Below are 19,581 nucleotides of genomic sequence, written 5' to 3' on the forward strand. Positions count from 1 at the left end.
TGAGGTCAGAGCATTGTCGGGGGTTTGCCCTCGTCGCCGTCCTCACGGTTGATCTCATCGAGCTCGATCTTGTTCGGCTTCACCGTGAGGGCGAAGAGCGCGAGGAAGACGAGTCCCGCGATGAACGCGACTCCCGCGAAGATGACGGCGAGGAGGATGTCGCGGGACGACATCAGCGTGATCAGACCCGCGAACACCGCGAACACCGCCGCGATCGCGAGCAGCTCGACCGGTTTGAGCACGTCTCTCATGCTGGGCTTGGTCACGCTGCTTCCTCCTTCGTCATCGTCTCTGCGTTCTGCCATTTGAGGGAGAGCCCTCCGATCGCGAGAAACACGGCCATGATCGCCGCGTAGGCACCGAAGACTCCGACCGCCATCACCGATGATGTCAGTGTCAGAGGAACATCTTGCTTGCCGCCCGAGGTCTGCACGAAGTCAGGCGGGAGCAGAACGAAGACGACCGCGAGAAGCGCCGTGAGACCACCGGCGATCAGGAGATCCTTCGCAAGAGGGGAGCGTCCCTTGAGACGGAAGCCAGCGTAGAGCTCAAGGAGTCCACTGATTCCGGCCCAGATAGACACCGTGAGCAGCAGAGTTCCGAGTCCGGTCTGCAGCACGAGAGCGACGACACCGGCGACCACGGACACCACGGACTGCGTCACGAAGAGGCGTTTGGTGACGGCATCCGAACCACTGACGAGCACGAGAAGCGCAGTCGCTACGCCGAGCACGCACACCGTGATTCCGAAGACGAGAAGACCGAGTTCCGCCGAGTGGTCACGCGAGAAGGTGATGTAGAGCCCGGCGACGGCGAAGATGACGGCGCGGGCGATCTGGAGTACCCAGAACCGCGTAGGCGCAGGCTCGACAGTCTGCGAGCGAGCGGGGGTGACCACGAAGACAAGCCTCTTTCACGACGATCGGCCGTGGGGAACGGCCGTGGACCCGTCTATTCTATCGTTCGGTAGCTGAGTGTGCGCCTGTCGCCTCGAACCGGAGCTGATGCTCCGTCTCGGCGCGCTCGCGGCGTCAGTTGGATCAGGCCGGCGCCATATCGGCGAAGCGCGAGTAGTGCCCCTGGAAGGCGACCGTGATCGTCGCTGTCGGACCGTTACGGTGCTTCGCCACGATCAGATCGGCCTCGCCCGGCCGAGCGTCCTTCTCATAGACCGATTCGCGGTGCAGAAGGATCACCATGTCGGCATCCTGCTCGATCGAGCCGGACTCACGAAGGTCACTGATGGCGGGCATCTTGTCTTGACGCTGCTCGGGACCACGGTTCAGCTGCGACAGCGCGATGACGGGGACGTTGAGCTCCTTGGCGAGCAGCTTGAGCGCACGTGAGAACTCCGAGACCTCCTGCTGACGGCTCTCGACGCGCTTGCCGCTCGTCATCAGCTGCAGATAGTCGATCACGACGAGCTTGAGCCCCACGCGCTGCTTCAGTCGACGGCACTTCGCGCGGATCTCCACGAGCGTCATGTTCGGACTGTCGTCGATGTAGAGCGGCGCCTCGTTGATGCGGCCGCGCGTGGAGGCCATGGTGGTCCAGTCGCGCTGGTCGAGGGTTCCCTTGCGCATGTTCTGCAACATGATGCCGCCCTCGGCGCTCAGCAGACGCATGGCGATCTCGCTCTTGCCCATCTCGAGCGAGAAGAAGATGGACGGGTCGTTGTTTCCGATGGATGCCGCGCGGGCGAAGTCCAGCGCGAGCGTTGACTTACCCATCGCAGGTCGCGCCGCAACGACGATCATCTGACCGGCGTGCAGGCCGTTCGTCAGCTCGTCGAGCTCGCGGAAGCCGGTCGGGATGCCGGTCATCGTGCCGTCGCGCCCGCTGGCCGCCTCGATCTCCTCAACGGCGACATCGACGGCGGCGTTGAGCGGAACGTAGTCCTCTGCGCTCTCGTCACCCGTGACCGAGTAGATCTCAGCCTGCGCGTTGTTGACGAGGTCGAGAACCTCTCCCTCACCCGTATAGCCCATCTGCACGATGCGCGTGCCCGCCTCGACGAGGCGACGCAGAAGCGCACGCTCAGCCACGATCGACGCATAGAAGCCTGCGTTGGCCGCCGTGGGGACGAGCGACGTCAGCGTGTGCAGATAGTCGGCGCCGCCCGCGCGCTGCAGGTCGCCGAGCTTGATGAGCTCATCGGTCACGGCGATGACGTCCGTCGGCTCTCCGTGTGAGTACAGCGACAGCATCGCGTCGAAGATGATCTCGTGCTTCGGAATGTAGAAGTCGGCACCGCGGACGATCTCGACGACGTCGGCGACGGCATCCTTCGAGAGCATCATTCCGCCGAGCGTAGACTGCTCCGCCAGGAGGTCGTGAGGCGGTGTCCGTTCGAAGGACCGGTCCTGCTCAGGTCCGTTCGGTCCGCCCGACTCCAGATGCGCGATCGACACGCCGGCTCCCCCTTCTCATTCACCTTGCACAAGCACACGACCGTTCACCGGCCCGGTGCTGACGGCGCTGTCTGCATACCTAAGCCAAGTGAAACAGAGGCCTCCGACATAGAGTCGCGGTGCCCCGTGCGCGTGTGCGCGCTGCGTCTGCTGACTCACCCTAGGGATCTCGTCCCCACATCCCAAATCACCCTGTGGATAACTTTGTGGAGAACCTGCGGGAAACGCCGAAGCTCCTGTGGGGAACACCTGTGGATAACTGTGGAAAACCTGGGGAGCGAAAATTTTTTCTCTCCTCTGATCAGGTATTCAGTTTTCCACGGATGTGTATAGAAAAGTTGTCTGAAGCTGTGGTTGAGGGTTGCGGAGAACTTGAGTACCTGTGCACAAATGAGCAGCAGCAGGGCTCTTGCGGACGCGCCTGCAAGCCGGTATAGACGCACAAAAAAAACCGCGGGACCCGCCCCCAGAGAGGCGGGTCCCGCGGTTCTGCGCGCCTTACTTGGCAGCGACCACCTTGAGGGTGATCGTAGCCGAGACGTCCTCGCGGAGACGAACGGTCGCTTCGTGCTTTCCGGTCGCCTTGATCGGGGTGCCGATCTCGATCTTGCGCTTGTCGATCTCGCCGACGCCGGCCTCAGACACAGCTGCGGCAACGTCTGCCGGCTTCACAGAGCCGAACAGACGACCTTCAGCGCCTGCCTTGACGGTCAGCGTGACCTCGGTGGACTCGAGAGCCTCCTGGAGGGCCTTCGCCTCTTCAAGCGTCGCGAGCTCGCGGGCAGCGCGAGCCGCCTTGATCTGCTCGACCTGCTTCTCGCCGCCACGAGTCCACGGGGTCGCGAACCCCTGCGGAACGAGGTAGTTGCGGGCGTAGCCGTTCTTGACCTCGATGACATCACCGGGTGCGCCGAGGCCGGTGACCTCGTGCGTCAGAATTACCTTTGACATTCGCGTTCTCCTTAGCGGCCCGAGCCGGCGTAGGGCAGAAGAGCCATTTCGCGGGCGTTCTTGACGGCCCGGGCGATCAGGCGCTGCTCCTGCACGGAGACACCGGTGATGCGACGAGCGCGGATCTTGCCGCGCTCTGAGATGAACTTGCGGAGCGTGGCGACGTCTTTGTAGTCAATGACGCCAACACGGATTGACTTCGCCGGGGCGGATGCCTTCGCACCCTTGCCGCGGGAAGACTTGCGGCCCTGGCCGCTCGACTTTCCAGCCATTGTGTTTTCCTCTTCGTGAAGATGACGTGCGCGGGAGCTTCAGCTCCGCTGCGCACAAGTGATTAGAACGGGGTGTCGTCGCTGTAGCTGCCCGGTGTGGCCCAACCATCAGCGCCCTGCGCGGGAGCCGAAGGAGCCCACGGCTCATCGTTCTGATACGGAGCCTGGGACTGCACGCGACCCTGTCCGCCGCCGGACGGCTGCGCCTTCGTGACCTGCGCCGTCGCGTAGCGAAGACTCGGGCCGATCTCGTCGACCTCAAGCTCGATGACGGTGCGCTTCTCGCCCTCGCGGGTCTCGAAGGAACGCTGCTTCAGACGTCCCTGGGCGATGACACGGCTGCCCTTGGTGAGAGAGCCTGCGACGTGCTCGGCGAATTCACGCCAGACGCTCGCGCGCAGGAAGAGAGCTTCACCGTCTCGCCACTCGTTCGCCTGACGGTCGAACGTACGGGGCGTGGACGCGATGGTGAAGTTGGCAACCGCGAGGCCCGACTGCGTGTAGCGCAGCTCAGGGTCAGCGGTGAGGTTGCCCACCACGGTGATGACGGTCTCGCCTGCCATGGACTAGGCGCCCTTGCTTGCCTTGCGAGCGGCCTTAGCCTCGTTGCGCTTCGCCTCAGAGGCGACGCGAGCGATGGCTTCCTCTGCACGCAGCACCTTGGTGCGCATGACGGCCTCGGAGAGCTTCAGCTGGCGGTCGAGCTCGATCGTCGCCTCAGCGGTCGCGGTGAAGTCGACGACGGCGTAGATGCCCTCGGACTTCTTGTTGATCTCGTAGGCCAGGCGACGGCGTCCCCAGACATCCACGTTGTCGATGGTCCCGCCATCGTTGCGGATGACGTTGAGGAACTTGTCGAGGCTCGGTGCAACCGTGCGCTCATCAATCTCCGGGTCAAGGATGACCATGAGTTCGTACTGATGCGTCACTAACCCACCTCCTTCGGTCTCGATCGGCTGCAGACGTTCTGCAGCAGGAGGGTCGTAGCATCTGCCACTCGCGTGCGGAGGCACACGGGCAACTTCATAATCATACCGGATGAGTCCAGCAATGGCGAACGGGCACCGGATGATCTCCGATGCCCGCTCCCTGCCGACGCACAGTGTGTCGTCGTGGACCCGTGCGGTCAGCTGCCGATCGCGGCGTTCGCCGCGGCTTGGGCCTGCTCGAGGCCCTCCTCGACATCGACCTTGCCGGCGAAGATCTCCTTCATGATGGGGTCGTACTTCTCGAAGCCCTTGCTGAAGTTCGGACCGGTGGGGGCCGGGATGGTCTTGCCGTTCTCCACGACGTCGAAGAACGGGGACACGTCGACGCCCTGCTTCTTCCAGTAGTCGAAGTAGGTGTCCTGCGCCTCGACGACGCCCGGAACAGCAGAGCCGTCCTTGCCGAGGTAGGCGTTGCCCTCGGCGCTTCCCAGCCAGCCGAGCACCTTCTTCACGGCATCCTTCTTCTCTGTCGCAGCGTTTCCGGCAGCGACGATGCCGTTCGTGACTGACACCTGCCCCTCAGGACCGGAGGGCATCATCGCCACACCCCAGTCGAAGTCCGCCGACTCCGAGACGTTCTTGAGGTTGTAGAGGCCGGACTGGAACATCGCCATCTTGCCCTGTGTGAAGGCGTTGAGGCTGAAGTCGCCGTCGTTGTTGGTGTCAGCGGCGGACGGAGCGACGTGCTTCTTGTTGATCGCATTCACGAGGTAGTTGATGGCCTGCGCCGACTTCTCGTTGCTGAAGGCGAAATCGTCGCCCTTCTGGAACTTGCCGCCGTTCGACCCGATGAACGGAAGCAGAATCGCCTGCAGGTCGTACGCGAGGTTGGTGCCGTACTGGCTGATCGAGTCCGCCGAGAAGCCCTTGTCCGCCGCGGTCTTTCCGGAGGAGTCGATCGTGAGGGCACTCGCCGCCTTGAGGTAGGTGTCCTTCTTCTCGTCCTCGGGGTTCCACGTGAGTTTGTCGAGGTCGGCCGGGTCGATGCCGGCCTTCTCGAGGAGGTCGGTGTTGTAGTACACCGCGATGCCCGCGTCATACAGCTGCGGCACGCCCCACAGCGTGTCGTCGCGCGTGAACTGGTCGACGACGCTCGGCTCCCATGCCGACTGCGCATTCGGCCCCATGACCGCGCCGATGTCCATCAGATTGCCGGAGTCGACGTAGGAGCCGTAGTACGAGTTGTTGATCCAGAAGATGTCGTCCATGCTGTCGCCGGCGACATCGGTGCGCAGCTTCGTCCAGTAGTCGGCCCAGGGCACCACGTTGATGTTGACCTTGATGTCTGGGTTCTTCTTCTCGAACTCGGCAAACGAGTCTTTGTAGGCCTTCGCGACGGTCTCGTCCCACAGGCGGAAGCTGACGGTCGTGGTGTCAGCCTCGGTGGTATCAGAGGCGGCGCAGCCGGACAGCAGGAGGGCGGATGCCGCCACCACGGCCGCCGCGGTAAGGATTCGCTTCGACATTCGGGTCTTTCTCTATTTGAAACCGGTGATGGTGATGGACCGGACGATGTGCTTCTGGAAGATCAGGAACACGATCACGAGAGGTACGAGCGCGATCGTCGTCGCCGCCATCACCAGCGTCCAATTGCTCGTGTACTGAGATTGGAGGCTAGCAGTCGCGACCGTGATCACTCCCCACTTCTCCCCCGTCGTGACAACGAGCGGCCAGAGGAAGCTGTTCCACTGCGTGACGACGGTGATGAGTGCGAGGGTCGCGATGATCGGTCTCGACAACGGAACCACGATACCCGTCATGATGCGAAAATGCCCGGCTCCGTCGATGCGAGCGGCATCCACGAGGTCTTGCGGGATGCCTCGGAAGTACTCCCTCAACAGGAAGATCGCGTACGGACTGCCGAACATGAACGGCAGTACGAGACCCCAGAAAGTGTTGCGCAGACCGAGTTGAACCATCATGAGGTAGAGCGGTACGACGAGGACGACCGCCGGAACCATGAGACCCGAGAGGTACATCCAGAACAGAATGCTCCGGCCGGGGAACTCTATGCGCGCGAAGGCATATGCAGCCATGATCGAGAAGCTCAGCTGCCCCACAAGGAGCACGAGCGTCATCGCGACAGTGACAGCGAACGCCCGCGCGAAGCTGTGGCCGGAGCCGAGGAGCTCGGAGAAGTTGGCGAGGGTCGGCGGCGCCGGCAGCGACAGCGCGCCCTCGCGGGCGAACTGCTTCGACGTCGTCACGGCGGTGAGGATGCTGAAGGCGAACGGACCGATGGTCACGAGTGCCCCCGCGAGAAGTACGAGGTAGACGGCGACGTTGGTGAGAGCGCGTCGCCGCACGTGGGCAGCGCGTCGCGGCATCCGCTCTGTCTGCGTGACGGGAGGGGCTGTCAGCGTGTCAGGAGAGGTCATAGGTCGTCCTCCCCTTGAAGTAGAGATGCTGCGCAATCGTGATGACGACGAGGATCACCAGCAGGACGACCGCGACGACGCCCGCCTCGCCCATCTCGAACGTGGAGAACGCCTCGGTGTAGAGCCGCATCGCGACCACGTCGGTGTGCCCGAGCGAGGCGCCGTCGACGATGTCGTGCGGGCCGCCCTTCGTGAGCGCGTAGATCTGGTCGAAGAGCTGGAACACCGCGATCATGCTCGTCACGAGCACGAAGAACATCGTGGGCCGCAGCAGCGGGAGCTTCACGCGCCAGAACGTCGCAATCGCTCCAGCGCCGTCGATGCGGGCGGCATCCAGAATCTGATCGGGGATGTTCAGGAGCCCGGCCACGAAGAAGAGCGTGATGTAGCCGACGTTCGTCCAGATCACGACCGCGGCGACGCTCGGCAGCGCGAGAGCGGGGTCGGTGAGCCACTCGATCCGGTGGCCGAGCAGCGTGTTCAGCAGGCCGTTCGTGGGGGCGAGGATCCACTTCCAGACGATGCCGAGGGCGAGCGGCGCGCTGATCCACGGAAGTATATACAGCACGCGGAATACAGCACTCCCGGGAAGACCACGTGTGAGCAGCGTCGCCGCGAACAGGCCGAGCGAGGTCTGCACCGGAATGACGATAACCACGAAGAACGCGGTCACGACGAGCGAGTTGAGGAACTCAGGGTCGGCGAGCACGGAGACGTAATTCTGCAGGCCCACCCACTCGGGAGAGCCAAGGAGATCCCACTTCTGGAAGCTCAGCCACACGACGACAAGAATCGGGAAGAGCAGGAACCCGATGAAGCCCACGAGACTCGGCGCGAGGAACGCATACGCGGCGACGGTGCCGCGACGTCGTTCCGCACTGCCGCGCCGGGGTGGTCGAGCGACCGCGGTGGATGCGGGAGCGCTCGAACGTGGCATAGGAGCAATCGTAGCGATCCGTGAGACCGAGGCCGTACGCCGTGACGGATGCCGGGTCAGCGGTTCCGTTCAGCCCACCACTGCTTCAGGCGGCGCTCAGCCTCCTCCTCGCCGAGGGTTCCCTCGTCGAGACGCAGTTCGAGCAGCCACGCGTACGCCTTGCCGATCTCGGGCCCCGGCCGGATGCCGAGGACCTCCTGGATGCGGTTGCCGTCGAGTTCAGGGCGGACCGCGTCGAGCTCCTCCTGCTCTTTGAGCTCGGCGATGCGCTTCTCGAGGTCGTCGTACGCAAACGCGAGTCGGTCGGCCTTGCGGCGGTTGCGAGTGGTGACATCTGCGCGCGTCAGCATATGCAGGCGCTCGAGCTGATCGCCCGCGTCACGCACGTAGCGGCGCACCGCGGAGTCGGTCCAGGCGCCCTCGCTGTAGCCGAAGAAGCGCAGGTGCAGCTCGATCAGACGTGTCACGGCCTTGATCGTGGCCATGTCGAAGCGCAACGCCTTGAGCCGCTTGCGCGCGAGCTTCGCCCCGACCACGTCGTGATGGTAGAAGCTCACAGCGCCACCCGGCTCGAGTCTGCGGGTGGCTGGCTTGCCGATGTCATGCAGGAGCGCTGCGAGGCGCAGTACGACATCGGGTTCCTCCCCCGGGTGACGCCGCTTCTCATGACCGATGGCCTGCTCGAGCACGGTGAGCGAGTGCTCGTAGACGTCCTTGTGATGGTGATGCTCGTCGGTCTCCAGACGCAGCGCAGGGACCTCCGGGAGTACGACGTCAGCGAGTCCCGTGTCGACGAGGAGGCGGATGCCGTCGGCCGGAGCATCCGTCGAGAGCAGCTTCACGAGCTCGCCCTGAATGCGCTCGGCCGAGACGATCTCGATGGTGGAGGCGCGTGTCTGCATGGCATCCTGCACCTCATCGGCGACGTAGAAGCCGAGCTGGCTCGCGAACCGCGCCGCGCGGAGCATGCGCAGGGGGTCATCGCCGAAGCTGACCTCGGGCGGCGACGGCGTGCGCAGGGTCGCGTCAAGGAGGTCTTCGACTCCGCCGTGCGGATCGACGAGAGTGACCTGAGGCACTCGGAGCGCCATCGCGTTGACGGTGAAGTCACGACGCTTGAGATCGTCATCGAGCGTGTCACCGAACTCGACGAGCGGTTTGCGGGTCTCCCCGTCGTACGCGTCGGCACGGTAGGTCGTGATCTCGACCGTGTCTGTCACGGCATCCTCACCCTCACCCGCGGTGATGCGCGCGCCGATGGTGCCGAACTCGCGACCGATGTCCCACTGCGCCGTGGAGATGGGCGTAACGATCTCGAGGATCTCGTCGGGACGGGCATCCGTCGTGAAGTCGTAGTCGTGCACCGGCACGCCGAGCATGGCATCGCGCACCGGGCCACCCACGAGGGAGAGTTCGTGACCGGCATCCGCGAAAGCCCGCGCAACGCGCTGCACGATGGGTGAGTCGGCGAGAGTCTGGAGTCGTTCGAGGGCCTCAGCCATTTTCACCATGCGCACAATCTTAACCGGCGCGCATCCGGTCTCCGCACACCGTACAGTTGAGCGGTGTCTTCCGCTCCCTCTGCTCTCACGGCTCTGCGGCGACCGCGGCTTCTCATCACGGAAGTGCTGGCCGGCGCCGTCACCACTCTCGCGCTCATTCCCGAGGTGATCTCGTTCTCGATCATCGCGGGCGTCGACCCGAAGGTGAGCCTCATCGCCTCGGTTGTGCTCGCCATCTCGATGTCGATTCTGGGCGGTCGTCCCGCGATGATCACCGCGGCCGCGGGCGCTGTGGCACTCGTCGTCGCGCCGCTCGTGCGAGAGCACGGAGTCGAGTACCTGCTGCCGACGGTCGTGCTCGCCGGTCTCGTGCAGATTGCCTTCGGGCTCGGAGGACTCGCGCGGCTGATGCGCTTCATTCCACGATCGGTCATGCTTGGGTTCGTCAACGCCCTCGGCATCCTCATCTTCATCGCACAGGTGCCGCACGTCGTCGACGTGCCGTGGGTCGTGTACCCGCTGTTCGCCCTGACCATCGCGATCGTCGTGGGACTGCCGCGCCTGACGAAGGCGGTTCCTGCGCCTCTCGTCGCGATCATCATCGTGACGGCCATCGCCATGATCGGCCACCTGGACGTTCCGACCGTCGGCGATCAGGGCGACGTTGCGGGAGGGCTGCCGGGCATCACGCCGCTGCTGGTACCGCTGAACGTCGAAACGCTGCAGCTCATCTGGCCGACCGCGCTCAGCGTCGCATTCGTCGGGCTCATGGAGACTCTGCTGACCGCAAAACTTGTCGACGACATCACCGAGACGAAGTCGCACAAGGGGCGCGAGTCGTGGGCGCTCGGAGTCGCGAACATCGTGGCGGGACTGTGGGGCGGCATCGCCGGGTGCGCGATGATCGGACAGACCGTCGTCAACGTGAAGCTCGGGCGGGCGCGCACGCGAATCTCGACGTTCGTCGCGGGTGCGCTGCTGCTCGCCCTCGTCACGGTGCTGAGCGACGTCATGGAGCAGATTCCGATGGTCGCGCTGGCCGCCGTCATGATGGTCGTCGCCATCACGACCGTGAATGTGCACAGCATCCGCCCCTCGACATTGCGCAGGATGCCACTGTCAGAGACGCTCGTCATGGTCGTGACCGTCGCGATCGTGGTGGCGACGAGCAACCTCGCGATCGGCGTCGGCTGCGGAGTGCTGCTGGCGATCGTGCTGTTCGCCAGGCGGGTCGCGCACGTGGTGACGGTGACACGGGATGCTGGCGACACCGTGCGGTATCGGGTCTCAGGACCGCTGTTCTTCGGCAGCAGCAACGACCTCGTCGAGCAGTTCTCGTACGCGGACGACATCGCGCATGAGGTCGTCATCGACCTCAGTGCCGCGCAGATCTGGGACGCGTCGACGGTGTCGGCACTCGACTCCGTGCAGGCGAAGTACCGCGAGCACGGCATCACCGTGACGTTCTCCGGGTTGGACGAGCGGTCGACGCAGTTCCACGGGCGGCTCACGGGCACGCTCGGCTGACTGGGGTGCATCAGGTAGGAGATGCATCACTCAGAAGGATGCTTTTCGCGATTTCGTCCCGCTGAATGACACATCTCCTACCTGGCGAACGGGCGGGCAGCGCGGGCAGACGGGCAGACAGTGTCAGCGGGGCGTGAGAGCATGAGTGGCGTGGAGCTGCTGCCGTTGATCGACGAAGACGTGGCGGTCGCGCTCGTGGACCCGCGTACGCTCGTCCGGGCGCGCAGCTACGTGGGGGCAGTGACACAGCTGCACTGGAACAGCGAGGCCCAGACGCTCTCTGCGCGCGTCCTCGGCAACTCGGCGGCACCGTATAGGTGCCGAGTCGACCTCCGCGAGGGTCCAAGCGGCTTCACCCCGACCTTCACAGCGTGCAGCTGCCCGGTGCAGGTGCGCTGCAAGCACGTCGCCGCGGTGCTCCTCGCGTGTGCCCAGCGCGCGCAGCGTGAGGACGAACGGGCTGTGCAGGAGCTTCCGGCATGGAAGAGCGCCGTCGAATCGATGGTGAGCACGGATGCCGCACGCGAGACGACACCTCTCGCACTCGGCTTCGAGCTGCGTCTCAAGGGCGCGCGCCGCACGAGCACGACGGCCTCCTCCCTCTCAGCGGCGACCAGCAAGGGCGTGCGCCTCGGCATCCGCCCGCTCATGCCCGGCAAGCGCGGCTGGATCAAAGGCACTCTCACCTGGCGTACGCTCGCGCACCAGATCAACCGACTGCGCCTCGACCCTGATCAGCTCATGTGGTTCACACAGATGCTCGGGCTCTTCGATGCGACCCGCGAAAAGTGGCTGCTGAACGAGTCCGACACGCTCTCGCTCGACGACTTCCGCAGTCCGCTGCTGTGGCGTTTGCTCGCGGATGCCGAGAGCACGGGCGTTCGTCTCGTGGGCATCAACCGCAACACGACCGTCGAGCTCGCAGAGTCAGCGCGCATCAGTCTCGACGTTCGCGCGCAGGGACGCGGACTGCAGCTCGCGCCGCTCGTCGTGATCGACGGAATGCCGTATGACGCGCGGCGAGTCGCCCCGGTCGCCGAGCACGGCGTCTACGCGTATGCGGTGAGCGGCAGCGACATCCATGTTCTTCTCGCCCCGACCATGGAGCCGCTCACCGGCGAGCGTCGCGCTCTGCTCGCTCGCCCAGACACGGTGGATGTGCCGCCGGATGATGTGCCGGAGTTCCTCGGCGACTACTACCCGCGGGTGACGGCGGGTATCGAGGTGACGAGCAGCGACCGTTCCGTCGATCTGCCCGAGGTCTCGCCGCCGGAGCTCGTATTGGCCGCAGAGTTCGGCGCGAAAGACGCACTGTCGCTGACGTGGCGGTGGCGGTACCACGCCCCTGAGCGCGACCTGCCTTTCGATGCCCGTCCCGGCGAACGGCGCGACGCCGATCGCGAGCGCGAGACCCGCGGCAGGGTGGAGCGCGCCTGGCCCGGAGGAACCGAGCACGCCTCGCGCAAGCTGCACGACGTCGACACCGCCGAGTTCACGGAGCACGTGCTGCCCACTCTCGAGCGACTCGAGGGCGTGCGCGTGGAGGTCAGCGGGAAGCGGCCGGTGTACCGCGAGCTGACCGCGTCGCCGCATGTGACGGTCTCGACCGTGGAGTCCGAGAAGAACGACTGGTTCGACCTGGGCATCATCGTCACGATCGAGGGGCGGCCGATTCCGTTCATCGACCTGTTCGAGGCGCTCGCACGCGGACGCAAGAAGCTGAAGCTCGTCGACGGCACCTACTTCTCGCTCGGACATCCCGCCTTCGAGCGCCTGCGGGAGCTGCTCGCCGAGTCGGACGCGCTCGACGAGTGGGAGCCCGGAGCCCCGATCATCAGTCGATATCAGGTGGGGCTCTGGGCCGACTTCGAAGACCTCGCGGACGAGACTGTCGAAGCGGTGACGTGGCGGGAGACCGTCGCGGGGCTCTCCGGCTCTCAGGAGGTCGTCCGACCGGAACCGCCGGTGCGCGCAACGCTGCGGCCCTACCAACGCGAAGGCTTCCAGTGGCTCGCGTTTCTGTGGGAGCACCGCCTGGGCGGCATCCTCGCTGATGACATGGGGCTCGGCAAGACACTGCAGACTCTTGCTCTCATCGCGCACGCGCGCGAGCAGGGCGAGGGGGATGCCGAGGAGCCGCCCTTCCTCGTGGTGGCGCCGACGTCCGTCGTGTCGACGTGGCGATCGGAGGCCCAGCGGTTCACCCCGCACCTGGACGTGCGCGTGGTCGACGCCACCCGGGGCAGACGTCACGTGCCTCTCGAGGAGGAGATCGCCGGAGCTGACGTCGTCATCATGTCGTACGCGGTCATGCGCATCGACGCAGCGCATGTGGCGAAGCTGTCGTGGGCGGGGCTCGTGCTCGACGAGGCGCAGTTCGTCAAGAACCCCGATTCGAAGGCACACCAGGCGGCCGCTGACATCGACGCGCCCTTCCGCCTTGCAATCACAGGAACTCCGCTCGAGAACACGCTGCTCGATCTGTGGGCGCTGTGCTCGATCACGGCACCGGGGCTCTTCCCCTCCCGCCGTCGATTCAGCGAGGAGTACGTGCGCCCCATCGAGGGTGACGTCGTTCCCGAGCGGATCGCCCGGCTGCGCCGACGCGTTCGCCCCTTCATGATGCGCCGTACGAAAGAAGCCGTGGCGGCCGACCTCCCGCCCAAGCAGGAGCAGACCGTCGAGGTCGAGCTCGCAGCTGATCACCGCAGCCTCTATGACACTGTGCTGCAGCGCGAGCGGAAGAAGCTGCTCGGACTCATCGACGACCTCGACCGCAACCGGTTCATCGTCTTCCGGTCCCTCACACTGCTGCGGATGCTGGCGCTCGACCCAGCGCTCGTGGACGACGAGTACGCGGGCGTGACCTCGAGCAAGCTCGACGCACTGTTCGAGCAGCTCGACGACGTCATCGCGGAGGGGCACCGCATGCTGGTGTTCAGCCAGTTCACGTCGTTCCTGAAGCGCGTCGCCGAGCGGCTCGACGCTCGAGGCATCCCCTATTCCTACCTCGACGGCTCGACGAGGCGGCGCGGGGAGGTCATCGAGGCCTTCCGCGCTGGCGACGCCCCGGTGTTCCTGATCAGCCTCAAGGCGGGCGGCTTCGGCCTCACCCTGACCGAGGCCGACTACGTGTTCATGCTCGACCCGTGGTGGAACCCGGCGAGCGAGGCCCAGGCGATCGACCGCACGCACCGCATCGGACAGACGCAAAACGTCATGGTCTACCGGCTCGTCGCCGAGGGCACGATCGAGGAGAAAGTCATGGCTCTGCAGCGCAAGAAAGCGGCGTTGTTCGATGCTGTGGTCGATGAGGATGCCGCGTTCAGCAGCGCACTCACGGCAGACGACATCCGCGCGCTTCTGACCGACGACTGACCCCCTGGTGGCGCAGCGTGGCATCTGCGAGACTCAAGGAGACACCGGGAGGGATGCCATGACCACCGTCGCCGAGAACATCGTCGAAACCCTGATGGCCAGCGGAGTCGAGCGGATCTACGGGATCCCCGGAGACTCCCTCAACGGATTCACGGATGCCATGCGCACCCGACCCGCGATCGATTGGGTTCAGGTGCGACACGAGGAATCCGCCGCGTTCGCGGCATCCGCCGAAGCCGCCCTCACGGGTGAGCTCGCGGTCTGCGCCGGCAGTTGCGGGCCCGGCAACCTGCACCTGATCAACGGCCTGTTCGACGCTCAGCGCTCCCGCGCGCCGGTGCTCGCGATCGCCGCGCAGATTCCGAGCCAGGAGATCGGCAGCGGCTACTTCCAGGAGACTCATCCGACCGAGCTGTTCCGCGAGTGCAGTGTGTATGCCGAACTCGTATCGAGCCCCGATCAGATGCCGCGCGTGCTGCACATGGCAATGCGCGCCGCCGTCGAGCAGCGCGGCGTCGCCGTGATCGTACTGCCGGGCGATGTGGGTCTCGCCGAGGCGGAAAGCGACCTGGTCGCCCCGATCCGCGCGACGACATCGAGCATCGTCCCGGACGGAGCCGCACTCGATGAGGCTGCGAAAGCACTCAATGCGGCCGGCGCCGTGACGATCCTCGCGGGTGCCGGGTGCGAGGGCGCGCACGCGGAGCTCATGCAGTTCGCGAAGACGCTTCAGGCTCCGATCGTGCACGCGATGCGCGGCAAAGAATTCGTGGAATATGACAATCCCTACGACGTGGGAATGACCGGGCTTCTCGGGTTCGCCTCGGGCTACCGCGCGATGGAGAGCTGCGACACGCTCGTCATGCTCGGAACCGACTTTCCGTACCAGCAGTTCTACCCGGAGGACACCACGGTCATCCAGGTCGATGTCCGGGGTGAGCACCTCGGCCGTCGCACTCCGATCGACGTTGGGCTGCGGGGCGGCGTACGTGAGACGATCGAGGCTCTGCTGCCGAGGCTCTCGACCGCGAAGAGCAGCAAGCACCTCGAGGCGATGCGCAAGCACTACACGAAGACGCGCAAGAAGCTCGACGAGCTCGCGACCTCGCGTCGCGGTTCGCAGCCTCTCCACCCGCAGTACGTGGCACGAGCGATCGACGAACTCGCCTCGGACGACGCGGTGTTCCTTCCCGATGTCGGCTCTCCCGTCGTGTGGGCCTCGCGCTATCTCACGATGAACGGTCGGCGCAGGCTCATCGGCTCGTTCACGCATGGGTCCATGGCGAACGCGCTGCCGCAGGCGATCGGCGCGCAGTCGGCGTTTCCCGGCCGCCAGATCGTGACGCTCTCCGGCGACGGCGGCCTCTCCATGCTCATGGGCGACCTCATCACGCTCATCCAGAGCTCTCTCCCGGTGAAACTCGTCGTGTTCAACAACTCCTCGCTCAACTTCGTCGAGTTGGAGATGAAGGCCGCGGGCATCGTCACCTTCGGCACGGGACTCGACAATCCGAACTTCGCCGACGTCGCGAACGCGCTCGGCATCAAGGGCTTCCGCGTCGAGCGTTCGGCCGATCTGCATGAGTCGTTGAAGGATGCCTTCGAGCATGACGGCCCCGCCCTCGTCGACGTCGTCACCGAGCGTCAGGAGCTCTCGATGCCGCCGACGATCACAGCGGAGCAGGTCGGCGGGTTCGCCTTGTACGCCATCCGGACCGTGATGTCGGGACGTGGTGATGAGCTCATCGATCTGGCCCGCACGAACGCGCGGCAGATCCTGTAGCGAACGACCATCTCTGGGTCTTGTGCCCCTTGAGTTCGTGGGACATCCTTGAGAGCGCGGAGGGTGATCATGTCGAAGCGATATGTGCTGAGCAAAGAAGACATCGAGCAGCGCGCGCCGGGTCGCGGCACGGCCGCGGCATCCGATGAGATCACCGTCGCCGGTCGCGCGGTCGGCTACATGTATCGCGAGGAGCCCGACGAGGAGGACAGCGGGTGGCGCTTCCTCTCCGGCGACGAGAGTCAGGAGTATCTCGACGACGAGCGCCATGTCGGCGTGTTCGACGTCAACGTGATCGCGAACATGGACGACGCGGTGATCCCGTATCTCGATGCCCCTCCCGGTACGCATCTCGTTCGCGTCGAGGGCAGCGACGAGTTCGTCGATGCAGACGACGACGGTGAGGATGCCGAGGACGACGACTGGGAGGAGATCGACGCCGATACGATCGACACGATCGACGACCTTCGCGAGCGCGACGACCTCTGAGTGCCCTCACCCTCCTCTCTTCTGGCGCCATCGGTGGCTCTTGACTTTTCTCCGCACTCATTGTTAAGTAGATGCTTAATTAAGGAAATGGTTAATGGCATCGAAAGACCCACTGAGTCTCGTCTTCTCAGCTCTCGCGGATCCGACGCGACGTGAGATCCTCAGCGCACTGCACCAGGAGTCGACGACGGTCGGGCAGATCGCGAAGAGGTTCGACATCAGCGCGCCCGCTGTCTCCCAGCACCTCAAGGTGCTGGAGTCCGCGGGTCTGGTGGAACGGACCACGAACGCACAGTGGCGCACATTGAGCATCCGCACCGAACCGCTCGACGAAGCGGCTGCGTGGGTCGAGAAGCACCGTCGAGAATGGAACGAACGCTTCGATGCCCTCGAGGACCATCTCAGGTCCATGAACGCAAAGGAGCAGCCATGAACACCCAGAAGCCCGAGTTCACGATCACGCGCACGCTCGACGCCGCACCGGAGACCGTGTGGCGCGCGTGGACGGAGCCCGAGCACCTCGCTCAGTGGCTCCCTTCAACCCCCGTGGAGAGCATCACATGGGACGTCCGCGAGGGCGGAAAGTACCAGTACACGATGGTCAATCACGAGACCGGGCAGGATATCGTAACCGGCGGCACCTTCCTTGAGGTCTCCCCGCTCACGAAGCTGGTATTCACGTGGGGAAATCCCGGAGACCCGGACGCTCCCGTCGTCACCGTCTCATTCACCGAGAGCGGGGACACGACCGAGATGGCCTTCCACCTTGTGGGCTTCGAGGGCCACCCAGGTGACGGCTTCGTGTACGACGGCTGGTCGACGACACTCGATGACCTCGCCGGGCTCGTCGCCGCCTGAATCTCGGCACACCTGAATCTCAGCATCCGGTCGCTCACATCGCGGCCGGATGCTGAGAGATCGCACAGCATCGCTTGCGCGAACATCAACCCTGTGCTGGAATAATCTGCTGCTCGCTTCGGTTCTCTGTCTCAGTCGAGCAGCTTCTCATCGCCGTCTCGGCGACTTCCTTCCATTACCCAGCGGCCGCTTTCGATCGTACGGAGCTCCTGTGAACGACCGTCCTTCTGTTTCTGACCCTGCCCAGAGCGGCCAGGCACCCTACATGCGCGTCATCTGGCTGCTGCTCGGCGCCGCCTTCGTGGTGATTCTCAATGAGACGATCATGAGCGTCGCCCTCACCGATCTGATGCGCGACCTCGAGGTATCCGCGCGACTCGCCCAGTGGCTGACGACCGCGTTCATGCTGACGATGGCCGTCGTGATTCCGATCACGGGCTTTCTGCTTCAGCGCTTCACCACGCGTCAGGTCTTCATCACCGCCATGACCCTGTTCTCGGCGGGAACGGCACTCGCGGCCATTGCTCCCGGTTTCTGGATGCTTCTCGGAGCCCGGATCATTCAGGCCTCGGGCACGGCGATCATGATGCCGCTGCTCATGACAACGATCATGACGCTGGTTCCGCCGGCAGCGCGCGGAAAGACGATGGGCAACGTCTCGATCGTCATGTCGGTCGCTCCCGCGATCGGCCCGACGGTCTCCGGGCTCATCCTCGACGCGCTCGGCTGGCGCTGGATGTTCATCCTCGTGCTGCCGATCGCCGTCACCATGCTGATCATCGGTATCCGCTTCGTCGTGAACGTGACCGAGCCGAAGAAGCTGCCGATCAGCGTTCCGTCAGTGATCGTGTCGGCGATCGGCTTCGGTTCGCTCGTCTACGGTCTGAGCAACATCGGGGCCGGCACCGAAGACAATCCGCAGGGCACTCCGGTGTCCACGTGGGTGACGATCGGCGTGGGCATCGTGGCTCTCACGGTGTTCGCGCTCATGCAGAAGCGCCTTGAGAAGCAGAATGACGCCCTGCTCGACCTGCGCACCTTCGCGTCGCGCAATTTCTCGACCTCGGTCGTCATGATGGTCGTCGCGATGATGGGCCTGTTCGGCACAATCATCCTGCTGCCGATCTACCTGCAGCAGGCGCTCGGCCTCGAGCCGATGTTCATCGGCCTGCTCGTGCTGCCCGGTGGACTTCTCATGGGGCTCATGGGTCCGCTCGTCGGCCGCCTCTATGACCGGGTGGGAACACGTCCGCTGCTGGTTCCCGGAACGGTCCTCGTCGCCGCCGTGCTCTGGACGCTCGCCTTGACGGTGTCGGCGGAAACCTCTCCGTTCTTCATTCTCGCTGCGCACCTCGTGCTGAGCCTCGGCCTGTCGCTGCTGTTCACTCCCCTGTTCACGTCAAGCATGGGGTCTGTCGCTCCGTCCCTCTACTCTCACGCGAGTGCGATCGTCGGTACGGTGCAGCAGGTGGCGGGCGCTGCGGGAACGGCGCTGTTCGTCACCGTGATGTCCACGGTCTCCGCCAGTCTCCAGGCCGACGGAGCATCGCAGCAGGTGGGTATCGCGAGCGGCGTGCGCACGGCGTTCCTCGTCGGAGCGATCATCTTCTCGCTCACGATCATCGCGGCCTTCCTCGTGAAGAAGCCCGCGGATGATGTCGAGGAGCCGGTGGAGAAGACCCCTACTGAGCCGGTCGGCCTCGCCAGCTGAGGTCTACCGGCTCGCAACAGGCGTCTGCTGATATAGCGCAAGTCGCCATTCTCCGTCAACACGTACGTAGGTGCTCGACATCGCGGCGGCGAACTCCGGTTCGTCGCCGCGCGACGCGCGACCGATATATGTGATGGCGAAAACGTCGGTGGCTATAGAGATAACGCGCTCATCATCAATTCGATAAGTGTCCCAGGTCGGGGCGTCAACGAGTGACGCGATAACGCTAGCTCGGTCCAGCGAGAAGCCGCCAGCGAGCACCATAACGCCGTCCGTGATCATGAGGCGCCCGTAGAAATCAGCGCCAGTTCCATCGCACAGCGACCGCCACCCGTCGTGTTCGAGAGCGAGGAGTTCGGACCGGACGTCACCGTTCATGTTCAGAACGTATCAAC

At 64.7% G+C, this 19,581-nt stretch carries 19 protein-coding genes; 7 read left to right on the top strand and 12 right to left on the bottom strand.

Annotated elements, in window-relative coordinates; genetic code table 11:
- Window positions 1-5: 5 nt before the first annotated feature.
- From ACSAGD_RS12245 to ACSAGD_RS12295, 11 genes are all read right to left on the bottom strand, one after another.
- Complete coding sequence (locus ACSAGD_RS12245; protein ID WP_437583038.1) at window positions 6-266, bottom strand: hypothetical protein; 261 nt, start codon at window positions 264-266, stop codon at window positions 6-8.
- Window positions 263-898 (bottom strand): DUF308 domain-containing protein, encoded by a 636-nt coding sequence (locus ACSAGD_RS12250; RefSeq protein WP_437583039.1) that lies wholly within the window; start codon window positions 896-898, stop codon window positions 263-265. The genes ACSAGD_RS12245 and ACSAGD_RS12250 overlap by 4 nt, the downstream gene beginning before the upstream one ends.
- A 142-nt stretch (window positions 899-1,040) precedes the next feature.
- A complete protein-coding gene (gene dnaB, locus ACSAGD_RS12255) occupies window positions 1,041-2,411 on the bottom strand; it encodes a replicative DNA helicase (RefSeq protein WP_437583040.1) in 1,371 nt (456 codons plus the stop codon).
- A gap of 498 nt (window positions 2,412-2,909) precedes the next feature.
- The gene (gene rplI, locus ACSAGD_RS12260; RefSeq protein ID WP_437583041.1) at window positions 2,910-3,362 is read right to left on the bottom strand and encodes a 50S ribosomal protein L9; all 453 of its coding nucleotides are present in this window, start codon (window positions 3,360-3,362) and stop codon (window positions 2,910-2,912) included.
- A gap of 11 nt (window positions 3,363-3,373) precedes the next feature.
- Window positions 3,374-3,634, bottom strand: coding sequence for a 30S ribosomal protein S18 (rpsR, locus tag ACSAGD_RS12265; protein ID WP_437583042.1), 261 nt, complete (start codon window positions 3,632-3,634; stop codon window positions 3,374-3,376).
- Window positions 3,635-3,696: 62 nt separating this feature from the next.
- Window positions 3,697-4,197, bottom strand: a complete 501-nt coding sequence (locus ACSAGD_RS12270; RefSeq protein WP_437583043.1) for a single-stranded DNA-binding protein — start codon at window positions 4,195-4,197, stop codon at window positions 3,697-3,699.
- Between the two features lie 3 nt (window positions 4,198-4,200).
- Window positions 4,201-4,563 carry a 30S ribosomal protein S6 gene (rpsF, locus tag ACSAGD_RS12275; protein ID WP_437583044.1) on the bottom strand — a complete coding sequence of 121 codons (363 nt, stop codon included), beginning with the start codon at window positions 4,561-4,563 and terminating at the stop codon, window positions 4,201-4,203.
- Between the two features lie 197 nt (window positions 4,564-4,760).
- Window positions 4,761-6,089, bottom strand: coding sequence for an ABC transporter substrate-binding protein (locus ACSAGD_RS12280; protein WP_437583045.1), 1,329 nt, complete (start codon window positions 6,087-6,089; stop codon window positions 4,761-4,763).
- A gap of 12 nt (window positions 6,090-6,101) precedes the next feature.
- The gene (locus tag ACSAGD_RS12285) at window positions 6,102-7,001 is read right to left on the bottom strand and encodes a carbohydrate ABC transporter permease (protein ID WP_437583046.1); all 900 of its coding nucleotides are present in this window, start codon (window positions 6,999-7,001) and stop codon (window positions 6,102-6,104) included.
- Complete coding sequence (locus tag ACSAGD_RS12290; protein ID WP_437583047.1) at window positions 6,988-7,938, bottom strand: carbohydrate ABC transporter permease; 951 nt, start codon at window positions 7,936-7,938, stop codon at window positions 6,988-6,990. Before ACSAGD_RS12290 ends, ACSAGD_RS12285 begins: the two co-directional genes overlap by 14 nt.
- A gap of 56 nt (window positions 7,939-7,994) precedes the next feature.
- The gene (locus ACSAGD_RS12295; protein WP_437583048.1) at window positions 7,995-9,449 is read right to left on the bottom strand and encodes a CCA tRNA nucleotidyltransferase; all 1,455 of its coding nucleotides are present in this window, start codon (window positions 9,447-9,449) and stop codon (window positions 7,995-7,997) included.
- Window positions 9,450-9,503: 54 nt separating this feature from the next.
- Here ACSAGD_RS12295 and ACSAGD_RS12300 point away from each other — a divergent pair, with 54 nt between their 5' ends.
- From ACSAGD_RS12300 to ACSAGD_RS12330, 7 genes are all read left to right on the top strand, one after another.
- Window positions 9,504-10,967, top strand: a complete 1,464-nt coding sequence (locus tag ACSAGD_RS12300; protein ID WP_437583049.1) for a SulP family inorganic anion transporter — start codon at window positions 9,504-9,506, stop codon at window positions 10,965-10,967.
- A gap of 141 nt (window positions 10,968-11,108) precedes the next feature.
- Window positions 11,109-14,345 (top strand): SNF2-related protein, encoded by a 3,237-nt coding sequence (locus tag ACSAGD_RS12305; RefSeq protein WP_437583050.1) that lies wholly within the window; start codon window positions 11,109-11,111, stop codon window positions 14,343-14,345.
- A gap of 58 nt (window positions 14,346-14,403) precedes the next feature.
- Window positions 14,404-16,128 carry a ubiquinone-dependent pyruvate dehydrogenase gene (gene poxB, locus ACSAGD_RS12310; RefSeq protein WP_437583052.1) on the top strand — a complete coding sequence of 575 codons (1,725 nt, stop codon included), beginning with the start codon at window positions 14,404-14,406 and terminating at the stop codon, window positions 16,126-16,128.
- A gap of 69 nt (window positions 16,129-16,197) precedes the next feature.
- Window positions 16,198-16,617 (top strand): DUF2185 domain-containing protein, encoded by a 420-nt coding sequence (locus ACSAGD_RS12315; RefSeq protein WP_437583054.1) that lies wholly within the window; start codon window positions 16,198-16,200, stop codon window positions 16,615-16,617.
- Window positions 16,618-16,711: 94 nt separating this feature from the next.
- Window positions 16,712-17,050 carry an ArsR/SmtB family transcription factor gene (locus tag ACSAGD_RS12320; protein WP_437583055.1) on the top strand — a complete coding sequence of 113 codons (339 nt, stop codon included), beginning with the start codon at window positions 16,712-16,714 and terminating at the stop codon, window positions 17,048-17,050.
- Window positions 17,047-17,475 (top strand): SRPBCC family protein, encoded by a 429-nt coding sequence (locus ACSAGD_RS12325; protein ID WP_437583056.1) that lies wholly within the window; start codon window positions 17,047-17,049, stop codon window positions 17,473-17,475. Before ACSAGD_RS12320 ends, ACSAGD_RS12325 begins: the two co-directional genes overlap by 4 nt.
- 265 nt (window positions 17,476-17,740) lie before the next feature.
- Window positions 17,741-19,186: a DHA2 family efflux MFS transporter permease subunit gene (locus ACSAGD_RS12330; protein ID WP_437583057.1), complete on the top strand. Its 1,446-nt coding sequence runs from the start codon at window positions 17,741-17,743 to the stop codon at window positions 19,184-19,186.
- 3 nt (window positions 19,187-19,189) lie between these two features.
- Here the strand turns inward: ACSAGD_RS12330 and ACSAGD_RS12335 are convergent, their stop codons facing one another.
- Window positions 19,190-19,564 (bottom strand): DUF4440 domain-containing protein, encoded by a 375-nt coding sequence (locus ACSAGD_RS12335; RefSeq protein WP_437583059.1) that lies wholly within the window; start codon window positions 19,562-19,564, stop codon window positions 19,190-19,192.
- Window positions 19,565-19,581 lie beyond the last annotated feature (17 nt).

The sequence above is a fragment of the Paramicrobacterium salitolerans genome (assembly GCF_051513965.1).
Taxonomy (GTDB): Bacteria; Actinomycetota; Actinomycetes; order Actinomycetales; family Microbacteriaceae; genus Paramicrobacterium.

What these genes read in the sequence shown, in the direction of transcription:
- rplI (WP_437583041.1), bottom strand. Translation starts at nt 3,362, where the DNA reads ATGTCAAAGGTAATTCTGACGCACGAGGTCACCGGCCTCGGCGCACCC.
- rpsR (WP_437583042.1), bottom strand. Translation starts at nt 3,634, where the DNA reads ATGGCTGGAAAGTCGAGCGGCCAGGGCCGCAAGTCTTCCCGCGGCAAG.
- ACSAGD_RS12270 (WP_437583043.1), bottom strand. Translation starts at nt 4,197, where the DNA reads ATGGCAGGCGAGACCGTCATCACCGTGGTGGGCAACCTCACCGCTGAC.
- ACSAGD_RS12280 (WP_437583045.1), bottom strand. Translation starts at nt 6,089, where the DNA reads ATGTCGAAGCGAATCCTTACCGCGGCGGCCGTGGTGGCGGCATCCGCC.
- ACSAGD_RS12285 (WP_437583046.1), bottom strand. Translation starts at nt 7,001, where the DNA reads ATGACCTCTCCTGACACGCTGACAGCCCCTCCCGTCACGCAGACAGAG.
- ACSAGD_RS12290 (WP_437583047.1), bottom strand. Translation starts at nt 7,938, where the DNA reads ATGCCACGTTCGAGCGCTCCCGCATCCACCGCGGTCGCTCGACCACCC.
- ACSAGD_RS12295 (WP_437583048.1), bottom strand. Translation starts at nt 9,449, where the DNA reads ATGGTGAAAATGGCTGAGGCCCTCGAACGACTCCAGACTCTCGCCGAC.
- ACSAGD_RS12305 (WP_437583050.1), top strand. Translation starts at nt 11,109, where the DNA reads ATGAGTGGCGTGGAGCTGCTGCCGTTGATCGACGAAGACGTGGCGGTC.
- poxB (WP_437583052.1), top strand. Translation starts at nt 14,404, where the DNA reads ATGACCACCGTCGCCGAGAACATCGTCGAAACCCTGATGGCCAGCGGA.
- ACSAGD_RS12315 (WP_437583054.1), top strand. Translation starts at nt 16,198, where the DNA reads ATGTCGAAGCGATATGTGCTGAGCAAAGAAGACATCGAGCAGCGCGCG.
- ACSAGD_RS12320 (WP_437583055.1), top strand. Translation starts at nt 16,712, where the DNA reads ATGGCATCGAAAGACCCACTGAGTCTCGTCTTCTCAGCTCTCGCGGAT.
- ACSAGD_RS12325 (WP_437583056.1), top strand. Translation starts at nt 17,047, where the DNA reads ATGAACACCCAGAAGCCCGAGTTCACGATCACGCGCACGCTCGACGCC.
- ACSAGD_RS12330 (WP_437583057.1), top strand. Translation starts at nt 17,741, where the DNA reads ATGCGCGTCATCTGGCTGCTGCTCGGCGCCGCCTTCGTGGTGATTCTC.
- ACSAGD_RS12335 (WP_437583059.1), bottom strand. Translation starts at nt 19,564, where the DNA reads ATGAACGGTGACGTCCGGTCCGAACTCCTCGCTCTCGAACACGACGGG.